Source organism: Bacillus sp. 05T21, from assembly GCF_056396785.1.
In genome coordinates this window covers 76,619-89,762 of sequence record NZ_JBFTMD010000019.1, presented here as the reverse complement: position 1 = coordinate 89,762, position 13,144 = coordinate 76,619, and the positions used below count along the sequence as shown (strand labels likewise).

The window sequence follows — 13,144 nt, the reverse complement described above, 5'->3', positions numbered from 1 at the left end:
TATAGCCAAGCGGTAAGGCAACGGACTTTGACTCCGTCATGCGCTGGTTCGAATCCAGCTAGCCCAGCCATTTACGAGCCATTAGCTCAGTTGGTAGAGCATCTGACTTTTAATCAGAGGGTCGAAGGTTCGAATCCTTCATGGCTCACCATTTTCGCGGAAGTAGTTCAGTGGTAGAATACAACCTTGCCAAGGTTGGGGTCGCGGGTTCGAATCCCGTCTTCCGCTTAATTACTAAGGGGCCTTAGCTCAGCTGGGAGAGCGCCTGCCTTGCACGCAGGAGGTCAGCGGTTCGATCCCGCTAGGCTCCATATAAATAGGGAAAGCTTACATCAAATGATGTAAGCTTTTTTTGTGTTTAAATTTCACTCAAAAAGGAAACTTTTCCGTATATCGTTTAAAATGAAAAAAAGGGATTGAATAAGGGGGGGGATAATTATGAAAGTTGTCATTGCATCGGATTCATATAAAGAAAGCCTGAAAGCTATAGAGGTATGTGAAGCTATTGAAAGGGGCTTTGCAGCAGTTTTTCCTAAAGCAGAGTACGTTAAAGTACCAATTGGAGATGGAGGTGAAGGAACGGTCGAATCTCTTGTTGGTGCTACAATGGGGGAAATTATATCACTTAATGTGACAGGGCCGCTTGGAGAGAGCGTGCAAGCCTATTATGGTATGTCTAAGAATAGGGAGACAGCATTTATTGAAATGGCGGCAGCATCAGGATTACAACACGTTTCAATTGAAAAGAGAAACCCACTTATTACAACAACAAAAGGGACAGGCGAACTGATATTACATGCATTAGATCAAGGAGCTAAACACATTATTTTAGGGCTTGGAGGAAGTGCTACAAATGATGGTGGGGCAGGTATGTTGTCTGCTTTAGGCGTAGAGTTTATTAATAGGAAAGGTGAAGTAATTGAGCCCTCTGGAGGAACATTACATTTGATTACTGCTCTTAACCTTTCTCGTATGGATACACGTTTGAAGGATATAAAGCTAGAAGCAGCATGTGATGTCGACAATCCATTAGTTGGACCAAAGGGAGCGTCTTTTGTATTTGGGAGACAAAAGGGTGCGAATGTAGAGATGATGAAAGAGCTAGACGGGAATTTAAAACATTATGCTAATATACTTAAACAGTATGTATCTTTTGATGTGTCCCTAATACCTGGTGCAGGGGCAGCTGGAGGAATGGGAGCGGCTGTCGTTGCAGTACTAAAGGGACAGCTAAGAAAAGGGATTGAAATTGTATTAGATTATACAAATTTTGATAAGTGTATAGAGGGTGCCGATCTTATTGTAACTGGTGAGGGAAGGATAGATGAACAAACAGCTTATGGAAAAGCTCCTGCTGGTGTCGCGAAGCGGGCGAAATGTCGTCATATTCCTGTAATTGCTATTGGTGGATCTGTATCCTCGAATTATACGACTGTTTACGAAAAGGGAATTGATGCAGTGTTTAGTATTACGGCTAGCCCAATGACATTAGAAGAAGCATATAAAGCGGCAGAAGAGAATATCGAAATGACAGCAAAAAATATTGCAGCAGTGTGGAAACTAGCATCAAAAAAACGCTTCTAAATGTAGAAGTGTTTTTTTATCCAGTTATTTGAGGGTATCTTGTGTAATCCTAGGTGGTGATGGAGAAAAGCACTGATAAAAATATTAGCTGATAGAAAAGTTAGTTGGTTCATTAAGTTAACTTTATACATAGAATGGTTTAAAAATTGGGATTCTAACGTAAATATAAGTGAATAAAATGTATATCCATGCAGAAAAATGTCGAGTTGAGTCAGACTATATAAAAGATTTAAAATATTTAGTGAAGGCATAAAAGGGGGATACTATCTATGAAAAAAGAAATCTCAGTTATTGGAGTTCCAATGGATTTAGGACAGATGCGTCGTGGGGTTGATATGGGACCAAGCGCGATCCGTTATGCAGGGGTAGTTGAAAGAATTGAACAAATTGGATATGACGTAAAAGATATGGGAGATATATGTATAGAGAGAGAAAAAGAAGTAGATGAAAATACAAAATTACGAAACCTTACTCAAGTTGCAACTGTATGTAACGAACTAGCGACTAAGGTTGATCATATTATAGAAGAAGGTCGTTTTCCACTTGTATTGGGCGGCGATCATAGTATTGCTATCGGTACGTTAGCTGGTGTGGCGAAACATTATAAAAATTTAGGTGTTATTTGGTATGATGCACACGGTGATTTAAATACAGAAGAGACTTCACCATCTGGAAATATTCACGGTATGTCACTTGCTGCAAGTTTAGGATATGGACATTCTTCACTTGTAGACTTATACGGGTCATATCCAAAGGTGAAGAAAGAGAACGTTGTAATTATCGGTGCACGTGCATTAGATGAAGGAGAAAAGGACTTTATTCGTGAAGAAGGCATTAAAGTATTCTCAATGCATGAAATTGATCGTATGGGTATGACGGCTGTTATGGAAGAAACAATTGCGTATTTATCTCATACTGACGGTGTTCATTTATCATTAGATTTAGATGGGCTTGATCCTCATGACGCACCAGGAGTTGGAACACCTGTAATTGGTGGTCTATCGTATCGTGAAAGCCACCTAGCGATGGAAATGTTAGCAGAAGCTGATATTGTTACATCTGCTGAATTTGTTGAAGTAAATACGATTTTAGATGAGAGAAATAGAACAGCAACAACAGCGGTTGCTTTAATGGGTTCTTTATTCGGTGAAAAACTAAAATAAATGTAAGAAAAGCAACTGAGAAGTTGCTTTTTTTATTTGAAAATAGGCGTATAATAATGACTTATATTATACTGTAGGATAAGAAAGTTTGACATCTTACCAATTTAAGCTAAAGGGGGGCGTTTGTAATTGTCGTTTGGTTCATGTATGGTATAATTAACTAGTTGTTGGAAATACATACAGATAGAGCATAAAATAATATTTCAATATATGGATAGAATTGCTCGTAAGTAGGAGGAAGGGTTAGCATGCCTTTTGAAGATACGACCATTTTGAAATATCTTAGTACGGCATTAGATATTGCTGTTGTATGGTTTATTATATATAAGCTAATTCTTATAATTCGGGGCACGAAGGCTGTGCAACTTTTAAAAGGTATTACAGTTATTATTGTCGTCCGGATGATTAGTATTTTACTTGAATTGCATACGCTATATTGGCTAACGGAACAAGTATTAACGTGGGGATTTTTAGCCGTTATTATTATCTTCCAGCCAGAATTGAGAAGAGCACTTGAGCAGCTAGGACGGGGTAGCTTATTTTCGCGTGTGGGAAATCAGGGGGAAGATGAACCTGAAATTGTTGCAACAGCGATAGCTAAAGCAACGGAATATATGGGAAAACGTAGAATTGGTGCACTAATTACTTTGTCAAAAGAGACTGGGATGGATGATTATGTAGAAACGGGTATTCCGCTAAATGCAAATGTATCATCGGAATTACTCATTAATATTTTTATCCCTAATACCCCTCTTCATGATGGAGCAGTAATTATGCAGGGAAGTACAATTAAAGCAGCAGCATGTTACCTTCCTTTATCAGAAAGCCCATTTATTTCTAAGGAGTTAGGAACTAGGCATCGCGCTGCAATGGGAGTTAGTGAAGTCACCGATAGTATTACAGTAGTTGTGTCGGAAGAAACAGGCCAAATTTCTTTAACGAAAAACGGTGAGTTACATCGTGATTTGAAGACAGAACAGCTAAAGGATATGTTGTTAGCTGAATTTAGTGGGAACGAAAAAACGACTTCTTCGTCTTTATGGAATTGGAGGAGAAAGCGTCATGGATAAGTTAATGGAGAATCATTGGTTTTTAAAAGGAATCTCATTACTATTGGCGTGTATGCTTTTTATGTCAGCAACTTTAACTGAAAAAAATACGACATCGAGTATATTACCTTTCGTAAATGAAACGAAAGAAACATTAACTGATTATCCTATTACCCTTAAGTATGATGAAGAGAAATATATTGTAAGTGGTATTCCAGCAGGTGGAGTCAAGGTGAAGTTGGAAGGCCCAAAATCAGCAGTTGCTACAGCAAAAGCAAAAAAACAATTTGATATATCAGTTGATTTGCGAGATAGTCAAAAAGGAACTTATGAAGTTTCTTTAAAAGCGAACGGGCTTCCAGATGATGTGAAGGGGACAGTTCAGCCAGCAACAATTAAAGTCACTCTTCATGAAAAAGCGAAAAAGTATGTTCATGTAGATTTAAAATTATCAAATGAAGACCAGATGCCAGCAGGTGCTACCATTGAGAAATCAAGTATTAAGCCTGACACTGTTGAAGTAGTTGGAACAAAAGAAGAAATAGAAAGTATTTCATCTGCTAAGGCATATATAGATTTAAAAGGTGTTAATAAAACAGTTACAAAAACAGCAGACGTTACATTATACAATAAAGAAGGAAAACGTTTAAATGTAAAAACAAGTCCATCTAAAATAAGTGTAACGGTGAATGTAGCGACACAAGCTACAGCAAATAATGTCGAAAAAACAGTTCCTTTAACATATTCGAAAAAAGGGAATCTACCAGAAGGTTTAGCTGTTACAAATATTAGTGTTGAACCAAAAGAAGTAACGATAGCAGGTCCAAAAGACATTTTGGATAATATACAATCTATAGAGGGGGTCGAGGTAGATCTTAGTCAATTGACGGATTCTACAACATTCGATGCCTCTGTTTTATTGCCAAAAGGTGTAACAAGTGCAAAACCAAATCAAGTGAAGGTTTCCATAGGGGTACAAAAGGTAAAACAAACGAAAAGTAAAACTATTGATGGTATCCCGATTCAAAAAAGTGGAATTCCGAATGATGTTACTGCGCAGCTACTTTCGCCACAAGATGGAAAGATAAGCGTTGATATTTCAGGAGAAGCAAGTATAGTAGATAAAATAACAGCTGCTCAAATAACAGCGGCGATTAATCTGCAAAATGTATCTCCGGGGACGAAAGATGTTTCTATTCAAGTGAGTGGTCCTGGTAATATTTCGATAGAAGCAAAACAAAAAAGTGCTAAAGTCACAATTGTGAAGAAAGAAAAGCCGGATAAAGAAGTACAGGGTAATATTGAACAACCAGATTCAAAAAACAATCAAGAAAATCAAACTGAAAAACCAAAAAATCCTGAACCTAATCCAGAAAAGGATCAGGAAAAAGATAAAGACAAAGAAAAAGACAAAGAAAAAGACAAAGAAAAAGACAAAGAAAAAGAAAATGGCCAAGAAACGAGCCAAGAACTAACAGTAGATAATCAAAAAGAGCACGAAAAAGGAGCGAATAATAATGGGTAAATATTTTGGTACAGACGGAGTACGTGGGGTTGCAAATAAGGAATTAACACCTGAATTAGCTTTTAAAATAGGACGTTTTGGCGGCTATGTATTAACAAAAGATACAGATCGTCCAAAAGTAATTATTGGCCGTGATACACGTGTATCTGGACATATGCTAGAAGGAGCTTTAGTAGCAGGCCTATTATCAACTGGAGCGGAAGTAATGCGCCTTGGTGTTATTTCTACACCAGGTGTGGCTTATTTAACAAAAGCGTTAGGGGCGCAAGCAGGTGTTATGATCTCTGCATCTCATAACCCAGTACAAGATAATGGAATTAAGTTCTTCGGTTCAGATGGATTTAAATTAACAGATGAGCAAGAAGCAGAAATTGAAGCGTTATTAGACAAAGAAGTTGATGAGCTACCACGTCCAACAGGTACTAACCTTGGACAAGTGAGTGATTACTTTGAAGGTGGACAAAAATATTTACAATACATTAAACAAACTGTAGAGGAAGATTTCTCTGGTTTACATATTGCTTTAGATTGTGCACATGGTGCTACATCTTCTTTAGCTCCATATTTATTTGCAGATTTAGAAGCTGATATTTCAACAATGGGAACTTCACCGAACGGTATGAATATTAACGCTGGAGTAGGTTCTACGCATCCAGAAGTGTTAGCTGAATTAGTAAAAGAAAAAGGTGCTGATATTGGTCTTGCTTTTGATGGTGACGGAGACCGTTTAATCGCAGTAGACGAAAAAGGAAACATCGTTGATGGCGATCAAATTATGTTTATTTGCGCGAAGTATATGAAAGAAACTGGCCAATTGAAACATAATACAGTTGTTTCAACAGTTATGAGTAACTTAGGTTTCTACAAAGCGCTTGAAGCAAACAATATTACAAGTGATAAAACAGCAGTTGGTGATCGCTACGTAATGGAAGAGATGAAACGTGGTGGATATAACCTGGGCGGAGAACAATCAGGTCATATTATCTTACTTGATTACATTACAACTGGTGATGGAATGTTAAGTGCACTTCAACTTGTAAATATCATGAAAATGACGAAAAAACCATTATCTGAGCTTGCAGGCGAGATGACAAAATTCCCACAATTACTAGTAAATGTTCGTGTAACAGACAAGAAACTAGCACTAGAAAATGAGAAAATTAAAGAAATTATTCGTGTTGTAGAGGAAGAAATGAACGGAGACGGTCGTATTCTTGTTCGTCCATCTGGAACAGAACCACTTATTCGTGTAATGGCAGAAGCACCGACACAAGAAATTTGTGATGGGTATGTACATCGTATTGTAGAAGTTGTGAAAGCTGAAGTTGGCGTTGAATAATTAACCGATTTTATTTAAAAGGAGCACAAAAAGTGCTCCTTTTTCATATATTTTATAGACAATGAAAAAAATTTCATTGACGATTTATATTGTTTGTTATACGATGGTCTTGTTCTTTTTCTCAAAGGAAATATTGTAAATTATAAAAGCGCCAGAACTACAAGTAGTGTAGTTGACGAGGTGGAGTTTATCGAGATTTCGGCGGATGACTCCCGGTTGTTCATCACAACCGCAATCTTTTACTTAAAACATTAAGGTGACTTAGTGGACAAAGGTGAAAGTGTGATGAGAGAAGAGGAACGGATGAATACTAGCTGTATAAGTATATACGGACTTTAACCCAATCGAGAGGAAGGTGAAAGCCGTTACAAGCTTACAGGGCTAGCAATATGTAATCCGTTTTTTAGTATAAATAAAAATGGTATCGGACTATGTCGTTACATGTTCGCAGAGCAGTGTAAGCATTTGTAACGGCGACTAAACATGTGTGGAATCGTAGGATTTATTGGAGAGCAAGATGCAAAGGAAATTTTATTAAAAGGTTTAGAAAAGCTAGAATATCGCGGATATGATTCAGCAGGTATTGCAGTACAAGCAGAGAACGGTGTTATTGTATACAAAGAAAAAGGCCGTATTGCAAAACTTCGCGAAGTCGTAGAAGAGAATGTAGCAGCAAGCGTGGGAATCGGTCATACACGCTGGGCAACACACGGTGTTCCAAGCAAATTAAACGCGCATCCGCATCAAAGTACATCAAAACGCTTTACACTAGTTCATAACGGTGTAATTGAAAACTATGAATTAGTGAAAAAAGAATATTTACAAGATGTAACGTTCGTAAGTGAAACAGATACAGAAATTATCGTGCAGCTTATGGAACAACAAGTAAGTACAGGACTAAGTGTAGAAGATGCGTTCCGAAAAACGTTATCTCTTTTACATGGTTCTTACGCAATCGGACTACTTGATGCTGAAAATCCAAACATGATTTATGTTGCTAAAAACAAAAGCCCGCTATTAGTAGGTGCTGGTGATAACTTTAATGTTATTGCAAGCGACGCTATGGCGATGTTACAAGTTACAGATCAATTTATCGAGTTAATGGATAAAGAAATGGTAATCGTAACAAAAGAAAGCATTACAATTAAAAACTTACAAGGTGAAACGATTGAACGTGCACCGTTTACAGCGGAATTAGACGCAAGTGATATTGAAAAAGGAACGTATCCTCATTTCATGCTAAAAGAAATCGACGAGCAACCACTTGTAATCCGTAATATTATTCAAAAGTACCAAGATGAAAATGGCGAAATTGAATTAGATCAAGATATCCGTAATGCGATTTTAGATAGCGATCGTATTTACATCATTGCATGTGGAACAAGTTACCATGCAGGTCTTGTTGGAAAACAATTCATTGAGAAATTTGCGAAAGTACCAGTTGAAGTACATGTAGCAAGTGAATTCTCTTACAACATGCCATTATTAACAGAGAGACCATTCTTCATTTACATTTCACAAAGTGGTGAAACAGCTGATAGCCGTGCAGTACTTGTGCAAACAAATGAAATGGGTCATAAAGCATTAACAATTACAAACGTACCTGGTTCTACGCTTTCTCGTGAAGCTGATTATACACTTCCTTTATATGCGGGACCAGAAATCGCAGTTGCATCGACGAAAGCATACACAGCACAGCTTGCAGTACTTTCAATCTTAGCGGCTGACATTGCAAAAGCAAAAGGTGAGGTTCTTGATTTCGATTTAACACATGAATTAGGACTTGTAGCAAATGCAATGGTAGTACTTTGTGATCAAAAAGAAGAGATGGACGCATTAGCAAAACAATTTTTAGCAACAACGCGTAACTGCTTCTTCATCGGACGTAGCGTAGACTTCTTCGTAGGTTTAGAAGGTGCGTTAAAACTAAAAGAAATCTCTTACATCCAAGCAGAAGGATTTGCTGGAGGAGAATTAAAACACGGTACAATCGCCTTAATCGAAAACGGTACACCAGTTATCGCCCTTGCTACACAAGAGCACGTAAACCTTGGAATTCGTGGTAACGTGAAAGAAGTAGTAGCACGCGGAGCTAACCCATGTATCATTTCAATGAAAGGCTTAGAAATGGAAGGAGACAGCTTCGTATTACCAGCTGTACACGAAGCACTAGCACCGCTAGTAGCAGTTATTCCATTCCAACTTATCTCATACTACGCAGCGCTTCACCGCGAATGTGACGTTGATAAGCCACGTAACTTAGCTAAATCTGTTACTGTTGAGTAGGAGATTGGTAGAGTAACTAGATTATTGTAAATTTAAAATAAAGTCACGACGTTTATAAAAAAGTTGTGAAGCTTTGCCCCTTTGGATATGATTATCTAAAGGGGCATTTTTGTGTCGAAAAAAAAGAACATCTAAAATCGATAAGTGGATTAAAGAGGGGCAAGGAACTGGCAGTGGGATTTAAAAAGTATAAAAACCGGCAGACAACATGAGGTTTTATCGGATTTGGGACGGAACTACTTTTATTTAACTGAATTTTCTGTTGTTTTTTCAGATATTCGTTGATGGAAAAAAACCACTGATTAAAGTTTCACTTTATTGAACAAATTAGATTACTAGACATTACGAGGGGGTTTATTAATGAAGGTGAAAGAAAAAACATATTTAAGTATAGAAGAGATTATTTCATTACCAACCTTATCAAGTACAAACATAAGTGACGATGGCAAAAATGTAGCATTTGTTAAGAAGACAGCTAACTGGAAAGACAATACATATAGGAATCATATATGGATATATGAAAAAGATAAGGAGCAGAGTTACCCATTAACAACTGGGGATATAGACAGTATACACCCATTATGGTCCCCAGATTCTAGGGATATCGCATACCTTAGCCCAGTTGGTGAGAGGGATAATAAGAAAAATCAAATCTTTGTTAAGTCAATAGATGGTTATAGTGAGTTACAAATTACTGATGAGAAAGAAGGGGTCAGTACATTCAAATGGGAGCCTACTGGTAAAGGTTTTTATTATGTTGCACAGTCAAAAGAATGTGAGGAAATAAAGAAACGTAAAGAGCTATATGGGGACTTCCACCATGTAGGTAAGGAACATCAGAATAATTGTTTATATTACATTGAAATAGAAAAAGGGATACAAAATGATAAAGAGGAACGTGAGATTAGCGGTCTTTATCAATTAACGGAGGGTAAGGATTTTTATATACATAACTTTGATATTTCAAATGATGGGAAAAAGGTTGTATTTATGGCTACACCAAGCCTAAACGATCATATGAATGGTGATCTATACATATTAGATGTTGAAGTTGAGGAACTACAAAAGATGAATGTAGATAAGTTGTTGGGCGGGAGCGTTTGCTTTTCTCCTGAGGGCAGCAAAATATGTTACTCAGCAAGCATAAGGGAGAAGGAGTACTATAGAAACCATATACAAGAAAGTATATTAGAGATATATGATATGAATACTGGAGAGGTAATTCAGCCTCTAACAAACTTTGATAGTACGGTTATGCCATTACAGTGGACAGATAAGGGGATTTTAATTAGATGGCAGGATAAAACTAATTATCTCATTGGGTTGCTATGTGAAGATGGCACTGTGGAAATGTTAAGTGACAAAGTAGATGGCTTTATAATGGATGCTTCTATAACAAGGGATGGACATCATATATCCTATAGTAAGGCTATAACAAATGAAACCTTTGAAATCTATTTAGACGATAAAAAAATAACGGATGAAAATAGCTTTTTTAAAGGGAAGCTGAAAAGTAACAGGGAAATAATCTCATGGCAAAGTAGTGATGGTCTTGAAATAGAGGGTGTTTTATCAACCCCAGTAGATTTTGATGCCAACAAAAAATATCCTTTATTAGTAGTAATCCATGGTGGACCAGCTTGGGCATCTTTTCCGATATTCTCAGACTGTTTTAATGAGAAATATCCGATTGAGCAGTTTATCGAAAAAGGCTTTATAGTTTTAGAGCTAAACTATAGAGGAAGTTCTGGCTATGGTAATGAGTTCTTAAAAGCCAACTATAGAAAACAGGGAATTGCTGACTATGAGGATGTTATATCTGGAGTGGATGAACTAGTTGAGCAAGGGATTGTAGATAAAGATAGAGTAGGAGTTATGGGATGGAGTAACGGAGGATATATATCGGCCTTCTGTTCTACGTTTAGTAATAGATTTAAAGCTATTTCAGTTGGGGGCGGAATTACTAACTGGAGTACCCATTATGTAAATACAGATATCCCTTACTTTATTAGAATGCATTTAGGAAATACTCCATGGAATGATCCAGATATATATACAAAAACATCGCCAATGACATATATTAAATCAGCCTGTACGCCTACCTTAATCCAACATGGCGAAAAGGATGCAAGGATTCCAACTTCCAATGCATATGAGCTATATCAAGGGTTAAGGGATATGGAAGTTGATACAGAATTAATTATTTTTAAAGGAATGGCATATAGTTCTGACCAGCCAAGAATTAATGTGGCTATTATGAAGCAGAATTTGATGTGGTTTTCACACTATATTCTTGGAGAAAGTATGAAAGAATTTAGGGTTTTATAATGGCTTGTTGTAGTCTTTAAGCTTTTTAGGTGCTTGAAATAAAGTCGTACACATTTATTCGGTTATATATGATTGAGTTTCACATTTCGGATAAGGCAAACTGTGAAATGTTTTGGTGTAAATGAGAAAAGAGCCTGAATGTAGGCTCTTTCCTTATTTATATTTAAAAGATGAACTATTCTTATGCAGTTTTACTTAATTTATATGCTTCACGGTTATTTTTTTTGAAAAGTTTTGAGAAAACATAACCATCTAATCCAATACGTCCAGCATTATGTCCTGCAACTAAAATGAACATAGTTAAAATAAGCAGGTTTGGGTTTACACTAACAGTTCCGCTTAATAAAAATGAAAGGTTCATTATGATGCCGAAAAATGCAGCTGTTTTTGTTAATCCACCTAAAATCAAACCTAGCCCTACTAAAATTTCTCCCCATTGAACTAAAAAGCTAAATAGGTCTGCGTTTGGAAGAACAAAATGTTGAAGAAAATCTGCCCACCAACCTTGTACTGCAGGGTGGTCACCTGATGCTTGAGCGATAGCTCCTTTTAGAAAACCACTTGCATCAAAAGACTGTCCAAAAACTTTTCCTATTCCAGCAGCGAGCCATGCATATCCTATGTAAAGTCGTAAAAATAATAATATGAAAGTAGCGCGTTTATCAGTTCTTAAAAAATTGATAACCATTGAAATCCCTCCAATGTATTGTATTTACATGTTTATTATATATCCATTGTGAATAAATTCACAATGGAGGAAATGTGAACAAAAATAGGTTAGGAGTAATTGTTTTATTTTTTGTAACATTTCATCTATTTTGGTAGACTAATAATGGAGATATATCAAAAGGAGGCAAAGAGTAGATATGTGGATGAACTTGTAATGATTAGAAATTAGATAGATGAATTTTTCTCTCGTAAGTGAGGGTTTATTTAGCTATCTGTAAATCATTCAAGGACTGCATATTTAGCTTGTACATCCCCTTTGTAAGGGTAGATGCCTATGTGGGGAAATTTATATCTCTTATATAAAATATGCGTCCTTTAAACTTGGAGGAGTATATGATGAATCAATTGAAAAATAAAGTAGCTGTTGTTACAGGTGTTAGTCGTCTAGACGGTATAGGAGCAGCTATTTGCACGGAGTTAGCAGAGGCTGGATACGATATATTTTTTACGTATTGGACAGAATACGATAAAGAGATGCCTTGGGGCGTTGATAAAAATGAACAAATACAATTAAAAGAAAAGTTGATACAAAACGGTGTCAAAGTATCGAGCATGGAGTTAGATCTAACTCAGAATGATGCATCAAATCAGCTTATAAATAAAGTTACTGAACAATTAGGGTACCCTCATATATTAATTAATAATGCAGCATATTCTACAAATAATGATTTCTCTAATTTGACTGCTGAAGAACTAGATAAGCACTACATGGTAAATGTTCGTGCGACTACATTGTTAAGTAGTCAATTTGCCCAAAGGTTTGATAAGAAATCTGGTGGTAGAATTGTGAATATGACGTCGGGACAATTTAAAGGACCTATGGCAGGAGAATTAGCGTATGCAACAACGAAGGGAGCAATTGACGCTCTTACTAGTACGTTATCAGCGGAAGTGGCCCATTTAGGGATAACAGTGAATGCAATTAATCCAGGTCCAACTAGTACAGGATGGATGACTGAGGAGATAAAGCAAGGATTAAGACCGATGTTTCCTTTTGGGAGAATTGGTGAGCCGAGGGATGCAGCAAGGCTTATTAAGTTTTTAGTGAGCGAAGAAGCCGAATGGATTACAGGGCAAGTTATTCATTCAGAAGGTGGATTTAAGAGATAATTTTATAATTAAAAAGAAGGTATCTCATTTC

Annotated in this window: 9 protein-coding genes, 3 tRNA genes and 2 pseudogenes; 13 read left to right on the top strand and 1 reads right to left on the bottom strand. The window is 36.8% G+C overall.

The genetic code is table 11. The annotated features are described in order from the left end of the window. Nucleotides 1–75: 75 nt before the first annotated feature. From AC1DKZ_RS24665 to AC1DKZ_RS24610, 12 genes and pseudogenes are all read left to right on the top strand, one after another. A tRNA-Lys gene (locus AC1DKZ_RS24665) sits at nt 76–151 on the top strand. A 5-nt stretch (nt 152–156) separates the two neighbouring features. Next, nucleotides 157–228: transfer RNA gene (locus AC1DKZ_RS24660), tRNA-Gly, on the top strand. A 10-nt stretch (nt 229–238) separates the two neighbouring features. Next, nucleotides 239–311 (top strand) — tRNA-Ala (locus tag AC1DKZ_RS24655). Nucleotides 312–438: 127 nt separating this feature from the next. Beyond that, nucleotides 439–1,584 (top strand): glycerate kinase, encoded by a 1,146-nt coding sequence (locus tag AC1DKZ_RS24650; protein WP_427280381.1) that lies wholly within the window; start codon nt 439–441, stop codon nt 1,582–1,584. Nucleotides 1,585–1,853: 269 nt separating this feature from the next. Further along, nucleotides 1,854–2,747 (top strand): arginase, encoded by an 894-nt coding sequence (gene rocF, locus AC1DKZ_RS24645; RefSeq protein ID WP_113938306.1) that lies wholly within the window; start codon nt 1,854–1,856, stop codon nt 2,745–2,747. 248 nt (nt 2,748–2,995) lie between these two features. Further along, the gene (gene cdaA / locus AC1DKZ_RS24640; RefSeq protein WP_002091475.1) at nt 2,996–3,817 is read left to right on the top strand and encodes a diadenylate cyclase CdaA; all 822 of its coding nucleotides are present in this window, start codon (nt 2,996–2,998) and stop codon (nt 3,815–3,817) included. Continuing rightward, entirely contained in the window at nt 3,810–5,321 is a 1,512-nt protein-coding gene (locus tag AC1DKZ_RS24635; RefSeq protein WP_476997240.1) for a CdaR family protein, read from the top strand. The genes cdaA and AC1DKZ_RS24635 overlap by 8 nt, the downstream gene beginning before the upstream one ends. Beyond that, a complete protein-coding gene (glmM, locus tag AC1DKZ_RS24630; RefSeq protein WP_002139928.1) occupies nt 5,314–6,660 on the top strand; it encodes a phosphoglucosamine mutase in 1,347 nt (448 codons plus the stop codon). The genes AC1DKZ_RS24635 and glmM overlap by 8 nt, the downstream gene beginning before the upstream one ends. Nucleotides 6,661–6,945: 285 nt before the next feature. Next, a pseudogene (locus tag AC1DKZ_RS24625) lies at nt 6,946–7,131 on the top strand (hypothetical protein). Nucleotides 7,132–7,143: 12 nt separating this feature from the next. After that, the gene (glmS, locus tag AC1DKZ_RS24620) at nt 7,144–8,946 is read left to right on the top strand and encodes a glutamine--fructose-6-phosphate transaminase (isomerizing) (RefSeq protein ID WP_002139926.1); all 1,803 of its coding nucleotides are present in this window, start codon (nt 7,144–7,146) and stop codon (nt 8,944–8,946) included. A 109-nt stretch (nt 8,947–9,055) separates the two neighbouring features. Next, nucleotides 9,056–9,228, top strand: a pseudogene (locus tag AC1DKZ_RS24615) (TnsA endonuclease N-terminal domain-containing protein); the annotation flags it as partial. A 78-nt stretch (nt 9,229–9,306) separates the two neighbouring features. Further along, nucleotides 9,307–11,274: a S9 family peptidase gene (locus AC1DKZ_RS24610; RefSeq protein WP_476997239.1), complete on the top strand. Its 1,968-nt coding sequence runs from the start codon at nt 9,307–9,309 to the stop codon at nt 11,272–11,274. Nucleotides 11,275–11,455: 181 nt separating this feature from the next. Here AC1DKZ_RS24610 and AC1DKZ_RS24605 read toward each other — a convergent pair whose 3' ends face one another. Continuing rightward, nucleotides 11,456–11,962, bottom strand: a complete 507-nt coding sequence (locus tag AC1DKZ_RS24605; protein ID WP_476997238.1) for a DoxX family membrane protein — start codon at nt 11,960–11,962, stop codon at nt 11,456–11,458. A gap of 374 nt (nt 11,963–12,336) precedes the next feature. Between AC1DKZ_RS24605 and AC1DKZ_RS24600 the strand changes: the two genes are divergently transcribed. Next, nucleotides 12,337–13,113: an SDR family oxidoreductase gene (locus AC1DKZ_RS24600; protein ID WP_476997237.1), complete on the top strand. Its 777-nt coding sequence runs from the start codon at nt 12,337–12,339 to the stop codon at nt 13,111–13,113. Nucleotides 13,114–13,144: the final 31 nt, after the last annotated feature.

Excerpts from the sequence above, each read along its gene's own strand:
- AC1DKZ_RS24650 (WP_427280381.1), top strand. The coding sequence starts at position 439 with ATGAAAGTTGTCATTGCATCGGATTCATATAAAGAAAGCCTGAAAGCT.
- rocF (WP_113938306.1), top strand. The coding sequence starts at position 1,854 with ATGAAAAAAGAAATCTCAGTTATTGGAGTTCCAATGGATTTAGGACAG.
- cdaA (WP_002091475.1), top strand. The coding sequence starts at position 2,996 with ATGCCTTTTGAAGATACGACCATTTTGAAATATCTTAGTACGGCATTA.
- AC1DKZ_RS24635 (WP_476997240.1), top strand. The coding sequence starts at position 3,810 with ATGGATAAGTTAATGGAGAATCATTGGTTTTTAAAAGGAATCTCATTA.
- glmM (WP_002139928.1), top strand. The coding sequence starts at position 5,314 with ATGGGTAAATATTTTGGTACAGACGGAGTACGTGGGGTTGCAAATAAG.
- glmS (WP_002139926.1), top strand. The coding sequence starts at position 7,144 with ATGTGTGGAATCGTAGGATTTATTGGAGAGCAAGATGCAAAGGAAATT.
- AC1DKZ_RS24610 (WP_476997239.1), top strand. The coding sequence starts at position 9,307 with ATGAAGGTGAAAGAAAAAACATATTTAAGTATAGAAGAGATTATTTCA.
- AC1DKZ_RS24605 (WP_476997238.1), bottom strand. The coding sequence starts at position 11,962 with ATGGTTATCAATTTTTTAAGAACTGATAAACGCGCTACTTTCATATTA.
- AC1DKZ_RS24600 (WP_476997237.1), top strand. The coding sequence starts at position 12,337 with ATGATGAATCAATTGAAAAATAAAGTAGCTGTTGTTACAGGTGTTAGT.